At 54.0% G+C, this 24,077-nt stretch carries 14 protein-coding genes and 1 tRNA gene; 9 read left to right on the top strand and 6 right to left on the bottom strand.

From position 1 onward, the window contains the following. Positions 1–5 precede the first annotated feature (5 nt). The 4 genes from tamL to L215_RS0105635 all read right to left on the bottom strand — a co-directional run bounded on the left by tamL (position 6) and on the right by L215_RS0105635 (position 9,543). Positions 6–2,345: a translocation and assembly module lipoprotein TamL gene (gene tamL, locus L215_RS0105650; RefSeq protein WP_025882610.1), complete on the bottom strand. Its 2,340-nt coding sequence runs from the start codon at positions 2,343–2,345 to the stop codon at positions 6–8. Then, positions 2,342–7,207 (bottom strand): translocation/assembly module TamB domain-containing protein, encoded by a 4,866-nt coding sequence (locus L215_RS0105645; RefSeq protein ID WP_027451477.1) that lies wholly within the window; start codon positions 7,205–7,207, stop codon positions 2,342–2,344. The genes tamL and L215_RS0105645 overlap by 4 nt, the downstream gene beginning before the upstream one ends. 141 nt (positions 7,208–7,348) lie before the next feature. After that, complete coding sequence (locus L215_RS0105640) at positions 7,349–8,875, bottom strand: hypothetical protein (protein WP_025882611.1); 1,527 nt, start codon at positions 8,873–8,875, stop codon at positions 7,349–7,351. A 591-nt stretch (positions 8,876–9,466) separates the two neighbouring features. Continuing rightward, a tRNA-Ile gene (locus L215_RS0105635) sits at positions 9,467–9,543 on the bottom strand. Between the two features lie 231 nt (positions 9,544–9,774). Here L215_RS0105635 and L215_RS0105630 point away from each other — a divergent pair. Then, positions 9,775–11,217 carry a C69 family dipeptidase gene (locus tag L215_RS0105630; protein ID WP_027451476.1) on the top strand — a complete coding sequence of 481 codons (1,443 nt, stop codon included), beginning with the start codon at positions 9,775–9,777 and terminating at the stop codon, positions 11,215–11,217. A gap of 190 nt (positions 11,218–11,407) precedes the next feature. On the opposite strand, the gene L215_RS0105625 is transcribed toward L215_RS0105630, so the two are convergent. Next, the gene (locus L215_RS0105625) at positions 11,408–12,463 is read right to left on the bottom strand and encodes a YeiH family protein (RefSeq protein WP_025882612.1); all 1,056 of its coding nucleotides are present in this window, start codon (positions 12,461–12,463) and stop codon (positions 11,408–11,410) included. Positions 12,464–12,497: 34 nt separating this feature from the next. Beyond that, positions 12,498–13,151 carry a LysE family translocator gene (locus L215_RS0105620; protein ID WP_025882613.1) on the bottom strand — a complete coding sequence of 218 codons (654 nt, stop codon included), beginning with the start codon at positions 13,149–13,151 and terminating at the stop codon, positions 12,498–12,500. A gap of 290 nt (positions 13,152–13,441) precedes the next feature. On the opposite strand from L215_RS0105620, the gene L215_RS0105615 reads away from it, so the two are divergent. The 8 genes from L215_RS0105615 to L215_RS0105580 all read left to right on the top strand — a co-directional run bounded on the left by L215_RS0105615 (position 13,442) and on the right by L215_RS0105580 (position 23,984). Further along, entirely contained in the window at positions 13,442–16,714 is a 3,273-nt protein-coding gene (locus L215_RS0105615) for a protein O-mannosyl-transferase family (RefSeq protein WP_027451473.1), read from the top strand. A gap of 29 nt (positions 16,715–16,743) precedes the next feature. Continuing rightward, positions 16,744–17,490 (top strand): 2,3-diphosphoglycerate-dependent phosphoglycerate mutase, encoded by a 747-nt coding sequence (gene gpmA / locus L215_RS0105610; protein ID WP_025882614.1) that lies wholly within the window; start codon positions 16,744–16,746, stop codon positions 17,488–17,490. 39 nt (positions 17,491–17,529) lie between these two features. Next, positions 17,530–18,900: a dihydrolipoyl dehydrogenase gene (lpdA, locus tag L215_RS0105605; RefSeq protein WP_025882615.1), complete on the top strand. Its 1,371-nt coding sequence runs from the start codon at positions 17,530–17,532 to the stop codon at positions 18,898–18,900. Between the two features lie 6 nt (positions 18,901–18,906). Next, positions 18,907–19,869, top strand: a complete 963-nt coding sequence (locus tag L215_RS0105600; RefSeq protein WP_027451472.1) for a ketopantoate reductase family protein — start codon at positions 18,907–18,909, stop codon at positions 19,867–19,869. A gap of 90 nt (positions 19,870–19,959) precedes the next feature. Further along, positions 19,960–21,297: a hypothetical protein gene (locus L215_RS0105595; RefSeq protein ID WP_025882616.1), complete on the top strand. Its 1,338-nt coding sequence runs from the start codon at positions 19,960–19,962 to the stop codon at positions 21,295–21,297. A gap of 66 nt (positions 21,298–21,363) precedes the next feature. Then, complete coding sequence (locus L215_RS0105590) at positions 21,364–21,804, top strand: hypothetical protein (RefSeq protein WP_025882617.1); 441 nt, start codon at positions 21,364–21,366, stop codon at positions 21,802–21,804. Between the two features lie 349 nt (positions 21,805–22,153). Next, positions 22,154–23,065 carry a hypothetical protein gene (locus tag L215_RS0105585; RefSeq protein WP_027451471.1) on the top strand — a complete coding sequence of 304 codons (912 nt, stop codon included), beginning with the start codon at positions 22,154–22,156 and terminating at the stop codon, positions 23,063–23,065. 13 nt (positions 23,066–23,078) lie between these two features. Next, a complete protein-coding gene (locus L215_RS0105580; RefSeq protein WP_025882618.1) occupies positions 23,079–23,984 on the top strand; it encodes a hypothetical protein in 906 nt (301 codons plus the stop codon). Positions 23,985–24,077 lie beyond the last annotated feature (93 nt).

Below are 24,077 nucleotides of genomic sequence, written 5' to 3'. Positions count from 1 at the left end.
AAAACTTAGAAGGGGTAGCCTACAGCAAAGTGGTATCCGAGCGAATTGGCAAACTTGGGCAGGTTGTAGTAGCCATGGCGTGAGGTCTCGAAGGGTAGGTGCAGACCCACACCGACATCAAAGCGGATGACTAGGAAGTTGAGGTCGTAGCGTAGTCCTACACCAGAGCCGAGGGCGAGCTGCTTGAAGAAGTCCTTAGCCCCAGTGATCTCCTGGAGTGATGCTCCAGGGCGGTTTTCGTCGGGACGAAGCAACCATATATTACCCGAGTCGAGGAAGAGCGCACCGTGCAGATCGCCCGCAAGACGGAAGCGGTACTCAGCGTTCATCTCCAGCTTGAACTCTCCTGTCTGATCCATAAAGGCGTAGCGACTATTGCGTGGCACAAAGCGCCCTGGTCCGATACTGCGTACGGTGAAGGCGCGGATGCTGTTTGCTCCGCCGACGTAAAACTGCTCACTATACGGCGCTACGGTCATATTGCCATAGCTGTATATAGCTCCCACACCAGCTCTCAAGGCTAAGCTCTGGTTGCGATCGATGCCGTAGGTGTAGCGCAGCTCGGCGGTACCCTTGACAAACTGTGCAAAGGGGACTCCGAGGATCTTTTTAGTCTCATGATAGTTGCGCCCAGCTAGCGAGTAGATGCCGTTGAGGATATTGCCCGCCTCAGAGATGCCTAGGTCGATGTGCAGGTGATGACTGCCTAGTCCTGTGAAGATATTGTCAAAGGTGTACTGGTAGCTCATCTGCGGGATTAGTTGGCTCCGCAAGCTAAGCCCTAGGATAGGATTGTCGGCGATGACCTTTTGGAAGATTTCTGACTGGCGAGAGAGCCGGTTGTAGTGTATCCGCAGAGGCGCGATCAGGTGCTGATGCTGTTCATTGCGTACGCTATAGCTGGCGCTCAGTCCTAGAGAGGTGATCTGGAAGTAGCGAGCACGATTGAGCATGGAGGCGGATAGGGTGTAGGTGGTCTGCACGTCGTGTGTGAGGTGCAGATCGTAGAGCCACGGCAGCAGGATGCGTGGAGCCTGTAGGTTGAGATTGGAACCGACCTCGTAGCTGTTGATGTCGGATATGGATACGTTCTGACTGCTCCGTGTACGATTGGTCTGCCACTCGTAGGAGCCGTAGAGATCGAGTGAGAGGCGCTCTCCACCTCCGAAGAGGTTGCGACGTCCGAGTGATAGGGTGAGTCCTGGTCCGATGAAGTTGTTGGACTTGGTCGTGAAGACGGCAGAGAGCGAGGAGTCCCACGGCTTGTCTAGCTCGGCTGTGATGTAGAGGTCGAGGAGGTTGTGCAGTGTATCACTAGCGACAAACTGCATGTCAACATAAGAAAAGGCGCCTAGTCCCAGTAGCGACTGACGTGTAGCCTGCTCGCGGGACTGTGAGTAGAGCTCTCCTGAATGTAGCTGTATCCTATTGGCAAAGACTGAAGGTCGTACTTTAGGGTGCTCTCGGTAGTGTAGTGTGATGCCCTTGAACTGCATGGTGTCTGTCAGCGAAAGCCGATCGTCCTCGGTGAGTAGGACGTGTACGGAGCCTATGCGCCATGGCTCGAAGGTATAGTTTGGGTAGCCACTTTGCTCGCGTACCTGCATATAGACTTTGCCTGGTGTGAGTAGCGTGTCTACCTGATATACGAGCAGGTCTGGTGTGTAGAAGTAGTAACCACGGTCTCGCAGATTCGTGACCAGCGTGTTGCGGTCCTGGAGAATCTGAGAGAAGTTGAACTGGTCGCCCTTGTGTATCTTCGACAGCTCAGCATGACTTAGGATTTCTCCACTACCTAGGAGCCATGGCTCCATATAGCTAATGCTGTCGTAGCGGTAAGGCGCTCCAAGATCGGCTTTGTAGTAGACACGAGCCTGTAGCGAGTCGCTAGAGGCGCGCGCTATACTATCGGTCACGACAGCATTAAAGTAGCCGTGCTCGTGGAGGATTAGCTGGGACTGCTTGGCACGCACGTCGGGGCGTACATCGCTGATGAGCTTGGGCTCCTCGGCAAAGAGCTTATAAAGACGTTTGCCCACCCAAGTGCTGTCGTTGACAAAGCCGTTGTAAAACCAGAGCCCGATGGGGATGCGAAAGCGAGAGCGTGCACTGCCGAAGAAGGCATCGTTGGGTGGTACATTGAGCACTTTCTCCATATTAGATATGGCGCGATCAGCAGCGTCACTGCCGTCGTCTCCCTGGATGCGTGTCTTGCCGATACCTATATATAGTAGCTCTCCCTGGGGTATGTGTTGTGTCACAGAGCAACTACTCATAGCCAGTATGGTGCCGAGTAGGAGGAGTAGCGCATGAGCTATGGTTGGTCTGTAGCGATAACTGTTCATAGCTGTGGGGTCTGTGAGGTTGGGGTTACTGAGTCTGGTGTGATAGGCGTAGCGTGTGACAGGCTATCAAGGGGATTCTTGGAGTCAGCGGGCTTTTCGGACTTCTTCTTTTGCCACCACATGTAGTTGCGCGGATCAAAGAGATCGACGAAGCGACGTGCCTTGAGCTTGACGAGATAGCCGACGCCCGTCTCGGTCACTACGCCCTCGAGCATGTTGTCGTTGTTACGCTTGTGGAAAAGCGTCACATACTGCCGGCCAGCCTCGTCAAGACGATACTCGAAGGTTACGTTGTCGATGAAGGTCTGCTCGTAGTTGGTCGGTAGATTGCCTGAAGCGACGCGCCCACCGATGACGAAGCGTATGCGATCGTTGAGGAAGCGACGACTGAAGCTGTAGGTATAGTTTGTCTGCTGTAGCTGCGACTGGTTGTATCCGCCCAGCTCCATGCCGAGGGAGAGATTCGTCCCCTGGAGGAGCTTGCCCGTAAGGTTGTTGAGCTCGCTCATGGCGACGTTGCTGAGTACTTTCTCCATTGACATCTGTCCCATGTCGGAGGCGAGGTAGGTGCCCGACACGAGCATAGCTACCGCCTGCTTGCCACGCTCCTCTTCGCTCATAGAGGAGAGCTGCGTCTGCGTCTCTAGGTCTTCGGGGGCTGCTAGGTCGAAGGCGAGTGACATATCCTTTAAGTTTTCATCAGCCTTGATGGATACCTCAAAGTCTACCTTATTGGTTGTCTCGCCTCTGGTCACGTCGGCGCGTAGCTTTTGCGAAGCGATGAAGTGTAAGTAAGGATTTAGCAGATCGCCGCTCCAGACGAGGTAGCTCTCGGGTTCTATGTCGAAGTGGCGTCGCCCTACGACGGGGAACTCATACTGTACCTCGCCACCGTTGAAGTCGTACCGCCCTACGAGGCTCATCGTGCCGAGTGGCGGGTACTTCAGGCGGAGGTCTCCACCGCCCTGTATGCGTACGTAGTCTTGTCCTCGTGAGGAGAGGTCTATGCCTATCTGTACTGCGGGCTCGATGTGAAGCGCCACAGCTAGATCCATACGACCGAGAGACTGAGAGCGCTCCTTCTGAGGCTCCTCGACAATCGTAGTGTCTGAGAGATTGACAAACTCTACGACGCCCGACATGTTGTCCTGGGCCTTGATGGCTGCTTGCGACATGACGTAGGTCGCATTGGTTCCTCCATGTAGCGTGACTGATCCCAGTAGCTGAGGCGCTGTCAGGTAGCCCTGCAGGCGTAGGTCCGCAGAGAGGATAGCTCGTCCGTAGATCGACTGCTTGCTGTGGTACTTGCTGTCGATCACCTGTGCATGGTCGGCATAGAGACGAAGGTTGCTCTTGAGCGCCTCAGGACCAAAGAGATTTAGCCAACCATCAAGGTAGAGCGAGGTCTCCTTGCCTTGTAGCGTTAGCTTGTAGTCCTGGAGGTTTAGTCGGCTCTGCTCGATAGTCAGCGGACGACTGTCTAGGGTGTACTTATTGCCTGTCAGAGAGAGTGCGACCAATCCATCGGTAATGTGTGGCGCTCCATTGAGAATAGGATTTTTTGGCGTACCCGTCACCGCAATTGAGCCATTGAGTGCACCTTCCAGACTGAGCAGATTGCCACCTAAGAAGGGGTTAGCCAGACGTAGTGGTAAGGATTCGAATGATGCCTTCATATCCAGCGCCTCTTCGCCCTTACGACTATGGTAGATACCGTCTACCGTGAGTGCTAGGTTACCATTGCTACTCACCTGTGCGGTGACATATTGCGAGGCATTGTCACGAGGCTCGTAGAAGAAGGCGACACTCACGTTGCCTAGGTCCCCATTCATGTAAGTCATGTCGTTCACCGAGAGATCGCCCGTGGCACGGTAGACGTTGTCCACACGCTCGATGCGCAGATCCATGAAGGTGCGTCCACTCATATCGGGTAGGCGTAGGATGCGTGCCAGATCGCTCAGCTCTAGTCGCTGTACGTTGCAGAGCAAACTCTGTACATTGTTTGGCTCATCTAGATCGCTGTGGACAGAGAGCTTGGCGCCTTGCGGATTCGTCAGCTCGAGGTTGGCAAAGATCTGGTTGTCCTCACGGAAGTAGAAGAGCGCATTGTCCTCATTCGCACGAAGTCGCTCGCCAGCAAGGTAGATATCCTTGTCGGATAGGCTTACGCCAAAGCCCTGCGCATTGTAATACCCGCTAGCGCCCAAGCTGTAGTACAGCTCGTGGTCTCGTAGCCAGTCGAAGTCTAGGTTCATAGCTACAAGGTCTGTCTGAGCCGATCCGATGATCTTGTATGGTGGACGCTTTTCCTGTCGCTCACCTTCGAGGCTGAGGTCTATCTGTAGCAATGGGTGTACGTATCGCTGGGCAAGTTCATCAGAGCTAAACTGATCGGAGAGGTCTGATAGGAGTAGCGGTCGCATAGCCTCGGAGGGCAATTGCTGGCTCACATGGGTCAGATGGTCTAGGAGTACGGGACGAGTCGGGGAGAGCGTCGTCAGCTGGAGGAGAGCGTTGTCACACTGTATCGTATCGTACTGTAGCTGGTGCAGCTCGATGCGCCCATTGATCCCTAGCTTAGGGCTGGTCAGCAGATCAGCGTCGAGAGACTCTACGGAGACATTGTACTTCTCTAGCAGCGAGCGGAGCGGGTGGTGTGATCCCATGTGCAGTGCTATGTGAGCATTGGGGAGGACGCTGATGAGGTCGCTGTAGGCGGTCAGTCGGGGCTTGTCAAATTGATATCCCCCTGCCCACTTGGAGACTCCTGAGATAGAAGTCAAGAGGTGGTTCAGTCCCTCCTGCGTTGTCACGCTCAGGTCTATATCGCTAGCCCCTAGCTGTGCCATCACTTGCGTCGTATCACTAGCCAGGCGCAGGTTGATCTGCTCGTTATCTATTCGCTGTGAGCCGACAGCTAGGTGCAGACCAGACAATTGTCCATCGACCATATGAGTCTCTGCAAAGTCGCTATAGAGATCTGCCGTAAGCCTCATACGCCCTTCCATAATACTATCGCTTAGTCCTATAGCTTGTAGGTCTAGGTGAGAGACATCTAGGTCTATCTTGCCTCCGAAGGAAGGCCGTTTGCCAGTTGTGATAAGCGTTCCCGCAAGGTCTCCGGATAACTGTGCCGAGGGATCGTTAGCCTGCAGGGAGACAGATACAGAGTCCCCACGTAGGAAGCCGTCGAGCGAGAGATCGCGGAGCTTATAGTTCTTATAGTTGACTTCGTCTAGGGCTACCGCGACGAGCCCATACTTGTTCTTGGACTTTAGAGAGAAGCCTGCGCCATCTGCTTTGATTGATCCGGAGATTACTCCGATGGAGTCGCGAGGCATAAACTGAGCGACATCAAGACCGTCGAGCTGGCCGTCAAGCTTGTAGCGCTGCTGGTGCAGTGCATACATTCCGTTGAGGGAGAGCGAGCCTCTCGGTGTGCCAAGATGCAGATCCGCTGTGATCTGGTCGCCGTGGAGTGTGCCGTCTAAGTCGAGGTCCATCTTTGCTGGTAATGTCACAGATCCTGACGCTTTGTCTATCCCTGCCATGGCTAGAAGTAGCTTAGCCGCGGGGCCTGTCTGTATGCTACTTTTCAGGGAGGCTGTGCGCCTGTGCTCGTCAAGGATATGCGAGGCTGTGCCACTGGCCGTGAGTGCGATGAAGCCCTCTTGTTGCAACTCTAGATTGTATATCTCCAGGGCACTCAGTGAACCTCGCGAACTCAAGTCTACGGACAGAGGCACATCGGCCAGTTGCTTGTGACCTCCAGGGCTATAGAGCATACTGTCCAGACTAATGCGTGTGTAGTAGTATAGGTCTTGTGGAGCTAAGGTACCCTTGAACTCAGCCGTGACGATCGCCTCTTCATCGCCCGAGAAGAGATCTAAGGGAAGGATCAGATCCCCCGTTAGCTGGCTCTTAGGCGTAGCGAGCGCGAAGTTGCGCATGTTGATCACTTTGTCCTCAAGCTTGAAGTAGCCCTGGAAGTGCTCCAGCTGTGCTCCACTCTGCTCACGTAGACTCAACTCGTTAATGTCCATCTGCACCAGCCCCTTACTATTGATAGAGAGCCCATCAATATCGGCATGCGCATCGTGATAAGACATATGACTGTAGTCCACATAGGGGAGTCGCACCGTGGCTGTATCTCTTGCATAGCTCGCCCTAGTCAGGTCTACATTGATATGCTCTACGAGTAGGTTGAAGTCGGGGATCTCGACCATTACCTTGTCGATAGCGCCACGGTCGATCACCGCATCGGTGTGTACGCCCGAAGGGTAGAGGTGTATGTAACTAGCAAAGCGCGTGAGATCCACCCGATTGATATTGATGCTCATAGGCGGTCCAGGCTCGCTAGTCTCGGTCGTGTCAGTCTGGGTGTAAGCAAAGAACCCATCCGCCAGGGAGACTGCTGCGATATCAATATCCATCGAGCTCAAGTCTACCTGCACATGTCCTGCCTCCATATTCCCTAGACGGGCATCGATACGGCTGCGGTTGAGACTGTCTAGAGGCATCGCCACAACTGCGTCTCGCAGGTTCAGGCTGGGAGCCTCTAGGCGCTTGTTAAAGAGAGGCATCAGTGGCAGACTGGTGCGCAGCTCATCGACCCATATGACCGTGTCCCCCTTCTCCGTGGCGAGCAGTTTGTCAACCCGCACCCGCAGAGGGAAGCTAATGCGCATCTCCTCGACCGTAATCTTCCAGCCCGTCTGCTCCTCGAGGGTACGGACGAGACGGTCTACTGCCCAGCGCTGTACACTAGGTAGGTAGATCGATCCTATCAGTAGCAGTAGTACTGTCAGTGGGGTGAGGAGTAGGATCCAAAAGAGTTTACGGCGTCTTCGTATGGGGTTCATGGACTAAGTTTGGAGCCATCTGAGTAAGCCGAAGAGCACTCTCGGTGTGAGCTCTGAACGGAGCATTCCTGAGGCGAAACGGCTAAATGCATACAAAGGTACGAATTTAGTGCTAAGATCTTATTCTTCTTGCCGCTGGAGTTACGGCTTCTTATCCTTTGGCGGTGCGACAGCTTCGTAAGCGCCTACGGTGTAGCCTCCCAGCTTGTTCTTGCGTCGGGGCATACCCGTACGATCCAGGCCGCATACCGCAGGAGCTAAAGGCGAAAGCTCTTGCAGACCAGCTGTCTCTACAGGGTGAAAGTCAAAGTGAAAGTGATACTTAGCCTGTCTATTGCTACGATCCTTGTAATCCTTGCCCAGCATCCAGTAACTATCCACAAAGGGGACAGTGGCTCGATGACAGGTAGGGAAAAGCTCATCAACGAGTTGCTTAGCCACGATAGAGTCCTGCTCCAATCGTAGGTAGCAATGCTGCAGATCCAGTTGCGTCTGATCCGAGGGGTGCCACGCTAGTTCGCCTGAGCGACGCAGCGTATCGCTCTGTAGTGCAATCGTCTGCCTACCATCCACGATGCTATTGATCATCTGTAGCTTACCCTCCTTACCTACATAGAGTACAGGGCTGCGCCTGTGGTCAAATAAATAGTCGCACACCACCGTCATCTGCTCTGCCTGTACGGTAGCTTTTCGCATGGATAGGCAGGAGCCACCCACATTGCTTAGCTCGCTGTTTCGTAGCGTATAGCTACCTCCTGCGAGGGTCAAGCCATCCCCGCCCATATTGGTGATGGTGCTTGACTCTAGGAGCAACCGCTTCGCTAGAGGATCATTTCCCGGGGCAAAGGTTACCCCTTCACATCCATTGCGAATGGTCGTATAGCGTATCTCATTGTCCTGGCTCTCTGCCGTAAATTGTATGTAGTCCCACTGATTCGGTAACAAGCGATAGGAGACATCTGTCGTGAGATTGTCTCGTCGTACACCCTCTATGAGGATGGGACTAGCCGCCGATCCCGCCAGTGTCAAAGCACCTCGCACGATGATCCGCCCCCCTTGAGGCAGTAACAGGTGCCCCCCTTCGGCGATCGTTAGCCGCGCGCCTGGCTCTATCGTGATGCTGTCGGTTATTAGGTAAGGACGCTCGCTACGCCAGAGGGTGTCCTTTGTTATGTGCCAGTTGGCGGATAGGGTAGAGACGTTTTGCCGATAACCCTCGATGCGCGTATAGTGCGTGACCCCATTGCAGCGCCACAGGAGCGAATCGGTCACCAGTGTCGGCAGGTCTGAGTCTCCCGCCGTAAAGGTCGCCTCCACAAAGACAAAGATGCTATCACGCGGAGGCAGCGTCACATCTCGTATCTCCGAGCCACTACATCCGTCCACGTTGATGCGGTACCCCTTATTGCCACCGCTCAGGAGTGACACCTCATCGAGGAGTAGCGGATGGTCGTGCGGGTTGTAGATCATCGCCACGTGGGTCGCCGAGGAGAGCGCGCTGTAGAGCGTGTCCAGTCGTATCGTGTCAACGGAGAGGTGGGGCTGGCTACCCTCCGAGCGGTCATACTGCCAGGGCGACCGCACGCACGCCACCAGCAAGAGAGCTGCGCAGAGTGCTATGCTGGTCAGTCGTGACAGAGCTCTGATAGATCTTCTTATTTCGTTCATCGAGTGTTCATCAGGTATGGAAAGTGTGGAGCAAAGCAACCTCCTGGTCACCGAACCTGTTGCGGGTCATGCTCCTCCTAGCAAAAGTACTGAAAATAGCGATTGGCGCAACCGCTCACACAGGGCTGACGCATGATAAAAAAAGAGCTCATTTCAATTCCTACCTAGGAAATGGCAAAATTCCTCCGTAGATATTTTTGATTTGCTACCTAGAAAATGGCCAAATTCTTCGGACTTATTTTTTGATTCTTCCGAAGTTTCATTTGATTCCTCCGAAGAATTTTTTATTTCCTAGGTAGGAATTGGGCCAATTTCTAGGTAGCTATTTGGCAAATTCCTAGGTAGGAATTCAATTCTTCGGAAGAAAGGTATAATCAGAGAGGATCCGTAGCCTCTCTGTAGTAATGCTCGAACCCTCTGTAGCGGTGGTCGAACAGCACATCCCTAGTTATCGTCATATGCCGCTCCTAGACGGCTGGCTATCATGCGTCAGCCCTGACCGCTCACACTCTGTACCCTTGTAAAAACAAACGAGTGCACTCCAAACATACTGGACTGCACTCGCTAAGTGTGAGGATGCAAGGCGCATCGTGGTGGTCCCACTTGGGCTTGAACCAAGGACTCCCTGATTATGAGTCAGGTGCTCTAACCAACTGAGCTATAGGACCCGAGGAGCGGCCGTGTGGCTTACCTCTAAATGTCTGTTTCGAAGGGCAGGACGCCTACTGATGAAGCGCCGTTCGCTCTGTCGTGGTGCAAAGGTAATGCTTTTTTCTGATATAAGGGCTCCCTCCTCCTCGACAAAAAACTCGCAGATAGTAGGTATGCGTACCACGTTGCTTAGGTGGAGCAAATGAGTTACCTTTGTCCTTAGAGTAATATATCAAGACACAAGTACTATGAACAAGAAAAAATCTAATCTACCCTCTGAGTGTACGACCATCATCGTCGGCAGTCAGATGAGTGCTGATGGATCACGTATCGTAGCGCGCTCAGAGGATTGGGACGCTATGTTTGCCAAGAACCTCACCATCCACCGTCCCGGCGAGCCTGGCTCGGTCGATCCTATGCGCTTTGACGCATTCGATAGCCCCTTCGCCTGCGATCTGCCCGGCAATGCGCAGAGCTACTCGGCGCTGCCACCTTATCATCTGCCAGGACACTGGGGAAGCGCAGGCTTCAACGAGTCCGGCGTCGGCATGAGCGCCACCGAGTCTATCTTTAGTAGCGATGCAGCACTGGCTGTCGATCCTCTTGTGGAGAATGGTGTGGCTGAGAACTCAGTCTTCAACATCGTCCTCCCCTACATCCACACAGCTCGCGAAGGCGTAGAGCGCCTCGGCAAGCTCATCGAGGAGTATGGTGTCAGCGAGGGCTTTGGCATCGGCTTCGTTGATAGCGATGAAATATGGTATCTCGAGACCGCTTCGGGACATCGCTGGCTAGCTTGTCGTATCCCCGAGGAGCAATACTTCGTCACGGGCAATCAGAGCCGCTTCCGCCAGTATGATCCCAAGGACAAGGAGCACTTTATGGCATCCAGCGACCTGATCGAGTTTGCCCAGGAGCACGGGCTGTATGATCCTAAGGAGGGTGCCTTTGACTTCCACAAAGCTTACATACGCGACGTGGAGCTAGACACTACGTACAACTATCCACGTGTCTGGGGACTCCAGCAGATGTTTACCCCCGCGATGAAGCAGGATGTAGCTGTCAACGACTTCCCTGTCTATGCTAAGGCTGAGAAGCCAATCACGATGGAGGCTATGCGCCATGCTTTCCGCTTCCACTACGACGGCACGGAGCATGATCCTTACCTCCACAGCAATCCGCACGAGGTGTACCGCCCAGTCTCCATCTTCCGTACCACGCAGACGCATATCCTACAGGTGCAGCCTAAGCTACCCGTAGCCGTCGGGCGTATCAACCACGTTTGCTTGGGTATGGCAGACCTAGGTCTCTTCGTACCGCTCTTCCAGGGTGTGACCTCCTATCCCGAGCCTTATACCAAGGGTGGGGGAGAGTCCTCACAGGAGTCAGCCTACTGGACCTTCCGTAAGGTGCAGGTGCTCGGTATGACCAACTATAATAAGTACGCACCGCTGATCAAGGAGCGCTACCACGCCTTCGAGCTGGAGTGCGACGAGCGCATTGAGGAGATACAGCGTCGCTACTGTCATAAGCTGGACAAGGGGATGCCACACGCAGCTCAAGATATGCTACAGGAGGAGTCGGACGCCATCTTGTGGCGCGCCCTCGAGGTGGCTGATGCGCTGATCGAGGAGCTCTTCACGCAGATGACCCGCGACATACAGGCTGAGTACCTCTTCCACGGCGCTTAGTCGATCAACGTCACGCAACAAAACAAAAAGGAGACCGCTCACTGATTGGAGGGCGGTCTCCTTTTCTCGTATGACATGCCCGTCATACTGGAAAATAACTACGGAGGAATTTCCGATTTCCTCGGTGGCTCTTAATTTGTCAGGCTAAACTCTAGGTTTTCGCCACTGCTTTGACTTATAAGTCAGGAGTTTAGCCGATCAGGCGGATCAGACAGTAGCCCCCGATAGTGAGCCAGAGGTAGAGCGCTCCTGCGAGGAGGAAGGGTTTGCCACCAGCACGCTTGAAGCGAGCGAACGAAGCATCGCTACCGAGCGCTGCCATAGCCATACAGAGTCCGAAGTCGTCCGCCCAGCGGATTCCGCCACAGACCTGATTGTAGAGGTCGTTCACGCCCTGCTGCTCAGCGAGGTAAGCGATCAGTGTATTGACGCAGATCATGATGAGGAACCAGATGGCAAACCAAGGTATAGACACCTTGCGCTGGCCTGTGACTGCGCCACGCCCGCCACGATGTAGGACGGAGGTGAGGATGAGTAGGAAAGGCGCCAAGAGGATCACACGGATCATCTTCGTGATGGTTGCTGTGGAGGCGATTGCTTCGCCCATAGCACCGCCAGCACCAGCCACATGCGCTACCTCGTGGAGCGTGCCTCCAGTGTAGATAGCCATCTGATGGTCGGTCAGTCCGAGCCAGCCAGTCGCGTGGACGAGTGGGTAGAGAAACATGCTGAGCGTACCAAAGAGCACCACCGTAGCGACAGCTATGACCGTCTTCTCCGAGCTGGCTCCCAGCACAGGTTCGGTGCCTAGCACCGCAGCGGCACCACAGATAGCGCTACCCGAAGCGGTGAGGATGGCAGTGTCTCGGTCCATCTTGAGCCAGCGACCGATGAGCACTCCGAGGAGGATGACCGAGGAGACGATGATGAGGTCGTAAATGAAGGCGGTAGCTCCCGCCTCGTAGATGTCTGCCAGCGTAAGGCGAAAAGCGTAGAAGACGATCGCTAGGCGCAGGATACGCTTCGATGAAAAGGCTAGCCCAGGCACCCACGTGGGGTTGAGCTTATGCCGTAGCGTATTGGCATAGATCATACCAATCAGGACACTTATGATGAGTGGAGAGATGCGGAGCGTCTCCTTAAAGAGAGGTAGCTGCGCTAAGGCAACAGCTACGCCAGCGAAGACTGCCATTAGGAGTAGCCCACACCAGAAGCCTCGTGAGGGACGTGAGATTGTTTTTGTCATATATATAATTAAGGTATAGGTCTAGTCTAAGCTTTTACAGAGCCATAAAGGTGTAGAACAGCGAAATGATAGCTATCAAGGCAAAGATGAGCGCAAAGATGCGATTGAAGGTGCGCAGATTGCGCAGACTCACCAAGTCTCTCAGGCGGGTGGCTATGTAAGTGATAAAGAGCCACCAAATCAGAGCTCCTAGCGCGATGGAGATGAGTCCGAGAATAAACATCCCGTAGGGAGGCTCGCCAAATGGATAGACGAAGTTGAACTGGCTGAAGAGGACTACATAGACTGGGACGATGAGCAGGTTGGGGATGGTCAGCAGGAAGCCACTCCCAAGGTGGGAGAGGTTGCGCTGATTGATCTGCCCGACGACACGCTGCGAGACGCCCAGCCGTGGCGTGCTGAAGTATAGGTAGCAGGCAAAGGCTAGGAAGAGGAGACTTGCTATAATGCGCAGGACCATCTTGTTGTGATCTATATAGTCCAGCATGATCCCTGTGAAGAGATAGGTAATAACCGCATAGAAGAGGTCGCCCAGCGTGGCACCCACGCCTGTGACCACTCCTGCACGTCGTCCCTGCTCGATGGCTCGTCGCAAGCAGAGGATCCCCGCAGGACCCATCGGGGCGGAGATGCAGATGCCTATGATGATACCTCCGAATAACTGTAATATGTACTCTGTAATCAACATCGTATATAAGAGATAGAAGAGGAGACTTGGACCGCCGACCTCTAGTGACTCCGGCACAAAGGTACAAAAAGGAGAGATTAGAGGTTAGAAGTTAGAGATTAGAAGTTAGAGGTTAGAGGGGGCTAGTGTTTCTAGTGACACTAGTGCTTCTAGTGCTCCTAGTGCCTCTAGGGCCTAACTTCTAACCTCTAACTTCTAATCTCTAACTTCTAACCTCTAATCTCTAGCTTCTAATCTCTAACCTCTATTTTCGTATCTTTGTCCCCGTATATGATACCTTAACTATAGATATGCAACAGAACTGGCGACTGTACAATCTGCTGAACAATGTGGTGGGCTGGGTGACTTTTGTCATCGCAGCAGTGGTCTACCTGATGACCATCGGTCCCTCGGCGAGCCTGTGGGACTGCCCCGAGTTTATCTTATCGGCCTTTAAACTGGGGGTGGGGCACCCACCTGGGGCTCCCATCTACATGCTTGTGTACAATGTCGCTGCACACTTAGCCCCGACACCTGCACTGGCGGGACTATACACCAATGCGCTGAGTGGACTGCTCAGTGCGGGGACGATCCTCCTGCTCTTCTGGAGCATCACCCATCTGGTGCGTCGTGTGGTATTACCAGGCGCTTCGCCTTGTGCCAAGCAATTGATCCCCGAGGGGGTGACTCCTGTGCCTACCTTAGCGCAGACGATACTGATCATGGGCTCTGGACTGGTGGGAGCGCTGCTCTACACCTTTACAGATACCTTCTGGTACAGTGCTGTGGAGAGCGAGGTCTATGCCTTTAGCTCCTTCCTGACGGCACTGGTCTTCTGGCTGATGCTCAAGTGGAGCGACCGCGCGGACAATGCCCGCTCCGACCGCTGGATAGTCCTCATCGCCTATGTGATGGGACTCAGTATCGGTGTGCACCTGCTCAACCTGCTCTGTATCCCTGCGATGGCGCTTATATACTACTTCCGCAAGCATGATACGCTCTCCTTCAAGGGGATTGTCACGACGCTGATCGTCTCCTTCGTCTTGATTGCAGTTATCATGTTTGGTATCATGCAGGGTGTCGTGGCCTTCGGAGGAACGATAGACCGCTGGGTGGTCAACGGGCTGAAGTTGCCGTACAACAGTGGCTTCTACCTCTATCTAGCGGTCCTCATGGTGGTGCTGGTCGGTTCGCTCACGCTCTATCAGCGAGGCGAGCGTGGTCGTAATCTGATCATCAGCTCGTTTATCCTCTCCTGGTGCTTGATCGGTATCCCATACTTCGGAGGAGCGGTCTGGTTAGGCGTGATCGTGACGATAGCATTGGCGATATACCTTTTCCAAAATAGAAAGGTCTCTCTACAGCTCCTACACACGGCTCAGATGTGTATGCTGGTCATCATGATCGGCTTTAGCTCCTACGGGGTGATCCTGGTGCGTTCGCTCGCTGGCACGCCGATGAATCAGAATGAACCGAACACGGCGCTTGCCATCAAGAGCTACATCAACCGTGAGCAGTACGGTGCTATCCCGCATCTGTACAGCGCTACCTACGTGGCGCGTCCTATAGCTATGGAGGATGGAAGTCCTGTCTATGCGCCCAAGGTAAAGAGCAATCCCAACGAACCTGACGAGTATGTCAAGATCTATAGCCAGCCAGTGGTGAAGTATGCTGAGGGGAGCAAGATGCTCTTCCCCCGTATGTACTCTCCGCAGCCGGAGCATATCAGTGCGTACAACAGTTGGGTAGACCGCAACCCCGATGATATGTCTAAGCCCTCGATGGCGGACAACTTAAAGTACCTCCTGCGCTATCAGGTCAACTATATGTACTGGCGCTACTTTGGCTGGAACTTCATCGGCCGTCAGAACGACTTGCAGGGCGATGGTGGCATGCTCAAGGGAGGCGTCCTGACGGGCTACTCGTTTATTGATCAGATCGCACTGGGTAAGACCAAAGATCTGCCAGATCAATTCCGCAATAACAAGGGGCGCAACGCTTACTACCTCTTGCCGCTTCTCCTCGGCTTCCTCGGCATTGCCTTTCAAGTGACGAGGCGCAAGAAGGGGATGCAAGCTTTCTGGATTACGCTGGCGCTCTTCTTCATGACGGGCTTGGCGATTATCCTGTACATCAACCAGACGCCAGGGCAGCCACGCGAGCGAGACTACGCCTATGCGGGCTCTTTCTACGCCTTTGCGATATGGATTGGCTTTGGTGTGGCAGGACTTTACGAACTGCTGAGCCGTGCTAAGCTCAAGCCTGTACTGAATGCCTCGATAGTCTCCGTACTCGGGTTGATCGTGCCGATACAGATGGCTTCGGAAAACTGGGACGACCACGACCGCTCAGGACGTGTCCTAGCAAGCGACTTCGGCTACAACTATTTGATCAGTTGTGATCCCAATGCGGTGCTACTCTGCTTCGGGGATAACGATACCTTCCCCTTGTGGTACTCCCAAGAGGTGGAAGGCGTGCGCACGGATGTCAAGGTGGGCAACCTGAGCTACCTGCAGTCGGAGTGGTACGGCAAGCACATGCTACGTCACAGCTACGAGGCGCAGCCGATACCTAATAAATATATGAGTCCAGCCTTCTTCGTGTCGAACTCCTATGTACTGATACGTCCGACGAGTGCGATGCCGATGCCTTTCGACCAAGCGATGAAGGCAGCGACCAAGGTCGTTCCTCAGGGGCAGGCGCAGATGCCTGCGGACAAGGTGCTACTACCTGTGGACACGATGGCTGTCGCTAAGTACTTCCCGCAGCTTCAGGGCTTGCCTATGCCCGAGAGTATGGTGCTTTCGCTGGAGGGCAAGACAGCTGCCACGAGAGATCAGCTCTTCGTCCTAGACATGCTGGGCGCAGCGAAGTGGCAGCGACCGATCATGTGGGTAACATCGGCTCCTCAGAATGTCTTTGCTAATCAGAGACAGTATATGTCGCAGGTGGGTATGGCGCAACGCTTTAACCCGACGACTGTGGCGGGGACGCCTTACGAGGTCGATGTAGAGCGGATGTATGACTTGGTGATGAACAAGTACCGCTATTTCAATGCCAACGACCCGAACATCTACTTTGACGAGAATATCCGACGCAACATCTCTTACTACTATCGAGCACGTGTCTTCGCGACGCTAGCCCAGGCGCTCCTACGTCAGGGCGACACCGAGCGAGCTAAGGAGGTGCTGACGAAGTGTGCCGAGGTGATCTCGCCCAAGGCGGTTCCCTACGACATGACTGACGTAAGTCTAGCGGACGCTTACTATCGTGCCGATATGACGAAGCAGGGCGACGAGATCGTTCGCGCACTCTTCCGCGACACGGCACAGCTCCTCTACTGGGTCAGCCAGCAGAGCCCACGCCATCAGTTGGCACTCGTCAGCGATGCGACGGTACGCTACTCGCTCGTCACGCTTATGGACTTGGTTCGCATAGATATGCTTTGGGGTCGCAACCTCTTGGCAGAGTATGAGACGATGCTACAGCAAGCGTTGCCCACCTTTGGCGGATCACTGGAGGCTGTCAAAGAGATGACCGCTCAGCAGCTTGCTCAGAGGCTCTCTGGCTCAACAAATCAGTAATTCCCTAGAAACTCCTTTATCTCACCCTTATGAAAAGACTTGTATTAGTACGCCACGGACAGAGTACGTGGAATAAGAGTAACCAATTCACAGGCTGGACAGATGTCGACCTCACCGAGCAAGGTGTCGAGGAGGCGCACGAGGCTGGCCGACAGCTACGCAAAGCGGGCTTTCGATTTGGCAAGGCTTACACATCATATCTCAAGCGCGCTATCAAGACGCTAAACATTATCCTCGATGAGATGGACCTCGACTGGATCCCCGTGGAGAAGTCGTGGCGTCTCAACGAAAAGCACTACGGCATGCTACAAGGGCTGGACAAGTCCGAGACAGCAGCCAAGTATGGCGAGGAACAAGTGCACATCTGGCGACGCAGCTACGATGTACCGCCTGCACCGCTAGACCCGACCGATGAGCGTGCGCCGCAGCACGACCCACGCTATGCAGCAGTCAATCCTGACGAGCTCCCACTCACGGAGTCGCTCAAGGAGACGGTCCAGCGCATCCTTCCTTACTGGGAGAGCAACATTCGTCCCGACCTGGAGAAGTATGGCGAGATCATCGTCACGGCTCACGGCAATAGCTTGAGAGGTATCGTTAAGCACCTCAAAGGTATCTCAGACGAAGAGATTCCTGCGCTCAATCTCCCGACAGGCATCCCGTACGTCTTCGAGTTTGACGACAAGATGCAGTTGCAGCGAGACTACTTCCTCGGCGATCCCGAGCAGATAGCCAAGCTTCAGGCAGCCGTTGCCAATCAAGGCAAGAGCAAGTAACCACGATCCTGTTCATTTCACTAGACACTTCCAACTATTATGACATACGATCTCATCATCATCGGTGGAGGACCTGCGGGTTACACAGCTGCTGAGCGTGCTGCTCGTGGAGGACTGGAGACGCTGCTCATCGAGGAGCGTGCGCTCGGTGGCGTCTGCCTCAACGAAGGGTGTATCCCTACGAAGACGCTCCTTTACTCTGCTAAGGTTTGGCAGACAGTGCAGAGCGCCGCTAAGTATGGCGTCACCTGTACGCCAGAGCAGATAGACCCAGCCAAGGTTATCTCTAGAAAAAATAAAGTCGTTCGTAAACTCGTCGCTGGTATCCGTGCACGTATGAAGGAAGCTGGCGTGACCGTGGTCACAGAGCATGCGACCGTCACGGCGCACAACAGCGACGACACCTATACCGTCACGGCAGCTGCTGAGACATATACGGCTAAGCATCTACTCCTCTGTACAGGCTCAGAGACAGTCATCCCGCCTATCCCTGGAGTCGAGGAGGGGCACTATATTACCCACCGAGAGGCTTTGGACAGCAAGGAGCTTCCCGCCTCGATTGTCATCATCGGCGGTGGCGTCATCGGCATGGAGTTCGCCGCTTACTACAACGAGATGGGCGTGACCGTCTCCGTAGTCGAGATGCTTCCCGAGATTATCAATGGAATGGACAGCGAGCTAGCAGCGCTCCTTCGTGAGGAGTACACAAAGCGTGGCATCAAGTTCTACCTCCAGCACAAGGTGACGCATCTCTATGCCGACGGCGTAGAGGTCGAGTATGAGGGCAAGACCTTTAAGGTAGAGGGCGAGCAAGTGATGCTCTCCGTGGGTCGTCGTCCTGTGACCGGCTCCTTCGAGGCATTGCTCAGCCAAGGGCTCGAGCTCGAGCGTCGAGGCGTTAAGACCGACGAATACCTCCGCACCTCGCTCCCCAATCTTTATGCTGCGGGCGATGTCAACGGACACTCGCTCCTAGCCCACACGGCTGTGCGTGAGGCAGAGGTGGCGGTCGATCATATCCTCGGCCGTGAGATCAATCCGATGAGCTACCGAGCCATTCCTGGGGTCGTCTACACGCATCCCGAGATAGCGGGCGTAGGCTTCACCGAAGATGCGCTACGAAGTGGAGACAAAGTCTATACGAAGCTGATGCTCCCGATGAGCTACTCAGGACGCTTTGTTGCGGAAAACGAGATGGCTTCAGGCTTTTGCAAAGTACTTGTCAACCCCGAAGGCAAGATCCTCGGAGTGCACATGCTAGGCAATCCTTGTAGCGAACTGATCGTCACCGCAGGGCTAGCCATCGAGCGTGGTATGACAGCGCACGAGCTGAGCGAAATCATCTTCCCGCACCCCTCCGTGGCTGAGATCCTCAAGGAGACGCTGGAAACCTTCCCACGTACGCTCTAGTTAGCCATGAGAACTCCTCATATAGTTATCCTCGGCTTAGGAGGCGTCGGCGGCTACTTCGGCGGGCTTTGGACACGCTACGCCATGGAGCATCCCGACCAGCTATGCGTCTCCTACCTGATGCGTCCAGGAGCGCACTACGATCGTGTACGCAGTGAGGGCTTGAGCATCTCTTCGCCTCGTCTGGCAGAGACCGTTGTACGTCCCAGTTGCGTCACTTGCGATCCGCAGGAGCTGGGTCCGATAGACTATCTAGTCGTCGTGACCAAGAGCTATGACCTAGCCGATAGTATTCGTCCACTGCAGTCCTTCCTGACCAAAGAGAGCGCCGTCCTGCCTCTGCTCAATGGACTAGATATCCATGAACAGCTCCGCACGATGCTTCCCGCAGAGGTCGAGCGCTGGGCGGGCGTTGCGTATGTCACCGCACGGCGCACAGAGCCCGGTGTCGTGGAGAGCCACTCCGACAACGAGCGACTCTACATAGGTTCTCTTGCACGCCCCATCGGTAGTGAACGAACGGCTAGCGAAGAGCGACTCCTCAAGATCTCCCAAGCTGCCGGCATTGACCTCGTCATCCCTGACGATCCGATGGAAGAGGTGCGCAAGAAGTTTCTCATGCTCTCCAACTCAGCTGCTGCAACAGGCTACTACGACTGCGACGTCGAGGGCTTGCTCTGTGCGCATCGTGCCTTTGTTATCGGACTCACCGAAGAGCTCTGCCAGCTCTACCGTGCTAAGGGGTGGGGCATCAGCGATGCCGATCCAGTCGCCTCAGCGCTCCGTCGCATAGAGCGTATGCCACCAGGCACGACCACCTCGATGAATAGCGACTTACGTAATCATCATCAGAGCGAGGTTGAGAGTCTCGTCGGCTACGTGGTCCGTGAGAGCCATCGCTTAGGCCTCTCAGCGCCACACTATGCAGAGGCTTACGCTGGCATCCTGCAGCGCATTGCTCAGCAGTAATCTACTTATCAGCGTCTCGGAGCTGTCGGTCCCTGTCCGATCACTCCGAGACGCTTCCTCTAATATCTAACCTCTAATCTCTAATCCCCCATGAAGCGTCTACTCGTCATCTTGCTTTGCCTCCTCACTTTGCCAGCCTTTATGGTTCAAGGGCAAAAGCTAGACTCGCTCACGCAAGCCTTTCATGCGAAGCCCACTGTAGCTACCGCCACGCAGCTCGTGGAGCGAGCTACAGCGCGAGGACGCAGTGACCTAGCCGTCTCAGCTTATGAGTACCTTGCTCATCAGAATGGTAAGTACCTGCCCGCTCTCTGGGAGTGCTACCTCCGAGAGTTGCGACTAGACGCACTGTCCGCTTCGCTAGAGAAGCAGAGCAAAGCGCGCAAGGCTCAGCACGTCACCGACCTCTACGCTGAGCGACTGCATACGCTGCGACGTCTTATGGGAAACGTCCTTTGGTTAGAAGTGGCAGACACCATCACCGTCGCACGAGAGCAATTGGCCAGCTACCTCAATGGACAGGGCGTCAAAGTCTTCTCCTGTGATAGCCTAGGTCTCGGCTTCCTCACCGAGCGAAGTGATCGCTATATCAGACCGCTCCGAGAGCGTCCCGGTGCACCCGTGCGTCTCGTCTATGGCGATCTTCTAGCCAATCAGCCGATACCGATGACTCTTCAGTCAGATGCTAGCATCATCACCGCTATCCCAGACAGTCTCGAGGCCCCCTCTTATCCTACGCTAGCTCCCGACGGTATCACGCTTTACTTCTCCGCTATTAGCAAGCAGGGGCTTGGCGGGCGAGACCTTTATATGACCCGCCAGACCGCTTCGGGTGCTTACCTACAGCCTGTCCCGCTAGGATTGCCGTACAATAGTTCGGACAATGACCTGCTTCTCGCTTTCAACGCTGAGCGCCATCTCGGCTACCTCGTCTCCGACCGCTATGCCCCCCGTGGCATGGTCACCGTTTACCGCTTTGTTTACAATGATGGAGAGGTGACAGAGGTCCCGTCCAACGATCCCGCTCTCTTGCGCCAGTACGCTATGCTACGACCTTACCATGTCACGCAGCGCTCGGACGTAGACTACGCTGCTTTGCTGGGTAAGCATACCTCTGCACAGCCTGCCCACAGCAGCGCTTCTCAGGGTAACTTTGTCGTGGCACCAAATGTGATCTACACCAACCGCGATCAGTTTCACTCCGCCGAGGCTGCGACCCTCTACGATCAGTATCTGAGTCAGCAGAAGCAGCTCACCGAGCAGGAGCAGACACTGGCTCGTCTCCGCACTGCCTATCACCAGCATAGTGGTAGCGATGCTGACCTGACCGAGATGATCCTACAGCTCGAGCGTGAGCTCCCTGCAGCCCGCAAAGCGTTGCGCACGCTCGCCCAGAAGATACGACAGCTCGAGCGCCCGCATCTCTAAGAGCGCCCTATATTTTGGAAAAGTAGTACCTTAGCGGGCGTTAAACCAATAAACGCCCTAATAACAATGAGAAAAGAACAATTGATCCGCATCTGCCTAGCCATGCTACTAGTCAGCACCACCCTCATGCTCAGCTCCTGTAAGAAGGATCCAAAAGACAAGGGCCCCAAGGAGGCACTCGTCAATACCCGCTGGAAGATGGCTACAGACCTCACAGGGCTTGACATTGACAAAGAGATCGGTGAAGTATCTGGCGGCGAGCTTCGCTTCACTTCTCAGACGGAAGGCGAGCTGACAGCAGCTATCAAAGGGACGAAGCTCACACTCTCGGTGACTTACAGCTACGATGCTACGCAAAAGGCTTATCCCGCCACGGTAAAGATAGGAGATGATATCAACCAGTTTATCTTGAAGGTCGATTGGGACACTAACATCTTGATAGCCTACGAGCTGGAAGCTGGAGTCGTCATCCCGAAGCCTATTATGTTCTTTAGATATGTCAAGTAGTCAGTCCTAAGACGCAATAACCCGTAAGCGCCGTTTGTAACGGCATTATAGATAGGGGGGTAGAGACCAGAGCGGTTTCTGCCCCTTCTTTTATCTCTGCGCATCAAAGTGATTACTGGGTGGAATTAGAAGGTTAGTCTGATAGTCTCTCTCCGTTAATCTGTAATTCGTATCGTGCTGTACTCGTAGTAGATACGAGTTCCAAAAACAGTTCCCCTCTTGGAACTATTTAGTTCCAAGGGAGGAACTCTTTAGTTCCAGCGGAGGAACTCTTTATTGGATAGCAATATTTTTCTAACTTTGTCTTCACAACAAACATTGTTTTAACCGACACATATCAAAACAACCTATGCAGTACTATTTACATGCTTCGCTACGAGGAGGATTGCTGGCAGGTTTGCTTCTTCTCTTTGCCACGAACTGGCTAGAGGCAACCCCCTTAGCGACCCTCGCTCCAGACACAATCATCGAGCGAGACGACTACAAAGTCATTATAGAGTCTAGTAAAGATCAGACCGATGTGACACTCGTCGATTACAACGAGCGGAACCGCGTGCGTCGTATGGAGACGACCGCTTTCTCGCTAGATCGTGATTTACGTAAGGCTCTATCGGGTGTAGGTGGTGTACTCGGTATCTACGATGATAATAGCTTTCGCTGGGGTACGATACGACTCTTTCCGAAGCTGTACTTCGGCTCGACGATGATGCTGGGCGATGCTTTTGACCATGCAGCTACACCCTGCTTCAACCACTACATGGTGGCGCCGATAGGGTATAGGTATTACCTGCAGGGTCGTTACTTTGTTGGCTTTGACTTTGCCTTTGAGGGGCGTACCTACAGCCTGCGTGATGGCTACTATTTCAAACCAAATAGGGATCTCAACGAGCTGCATCAGAGTCACTATGACGAGGATATGGGACTACGCCAGAGCAAGCTGGTGACACGCTACATATCGTTCCCAATCACGCTGGGGATGCGCCCGATGATGAATAGTCGTATGCGTGTCGGCATCGAGGTGATTCCACAGATCAAGTACAAGGAGTACGTGATGCACAAGCAGTATGGCAATCGTCACAAGGAGCGTACCAAGACAGAGGCGACACCGCCACTCTCGATGACTTATGGCGCTTTTATCGACTTTAGACCTCTAGGTCTCTATCTCCACTACACGCCTCAGTCGCTACTCCTCGTCAAAGACGCTATGAGCGGGTACAACAACAAGGGCCTTCTCACGGCTGGACTAAGTATCACCTTCTAATCGTATCGTCACTATGTACTCAAGAGTTTATACATTACCCTTATTTGCGTTAGTCACCTTACTGCTTACTACGCTAGGTGCCACGGGGCAGACGGTGACCTCGTGTGATACGATCCAGTTCGCTGACCGCACGGTCTATGTGATGCGAGGTGAGAAAGATAGTCAGATAGAGGTGGAGCATCGGCTCCCTAAAGGTCAGGCGCAAGAGGTGCCACTCTATATAGATAGGGTATGGACGAGAGGTGGTCGTCAGTCAGTTTGGAATCGCTCTCGCATTAGCACCGTTCACAAGCAGGATGGCCGACCTATCATCTACAAGACACTGATGGGAGATGTCTCCTATCACTTTGTAGGCTCCTTCGGTTGGAACCTCTTTACAGCTCCTGAGTGGAGTGGCAAGCAGCGCTTTTGGTGCTCTACTCGTGGAGAATTTGGTGTCTATGGTATCCTCCAGATCGGGCGTAGTCCGTGGGCTTTCAACGTGGGGACTTCGCTTGTGGGCAGTAGATTTGCCTTTGACAAGAAGTACGCTATGCAGCGTGACGATAAGGAACAGACGATCCTAAGACAGGAGCCTACAGAGGTGGGCTATGCGCAGACGGAACTAGACCTCCTCTCCATAGAGATGCCGATAGGGCTGTCGCTCTCATGGGGCGAGACGAATGCCTGGAGCTCGCTATCGATCGTCCCGAAGTTCGTATGCCTACAAAAGTCCCGCACACGCTCGCTCGATGAGCGGATCAATACGCTTGTGGACGATGATCTCAATGTACGCCCCTTCGGACTAGATCTGCGTGGCGAGATAGGGTATGGCTTCCTCGGACTCTTCGGACGGGTTAGTCTGCTCAGCACCATACCGTCAGCGCAGGCTGAGGTGAGCACGAGAGACTACTCGGTGGGAATAGTGGCTCGCTTCTAGAGGAGAGTTCGCTAATCCACTATCAGATACGATATTCCCTTTGAATTGCGGGTAGTGCTCAGACGAGTGCTACCCGCTTTTTTGTACCTTTGT

The organism is Porphyromonas uenonis DSM 23387 = JCM 13868 (genome assembly GCF_000482365.1).
Lineage (GTDB): Bacteria > Bacteroidota > Bacteroidia > Bacteroidales > Porphyromonadaceae > Porphyromonas > Porphyromonas uenonis.
This window is presented reverse-complemented; position numbering and strand designations above follow the sequence as displayed.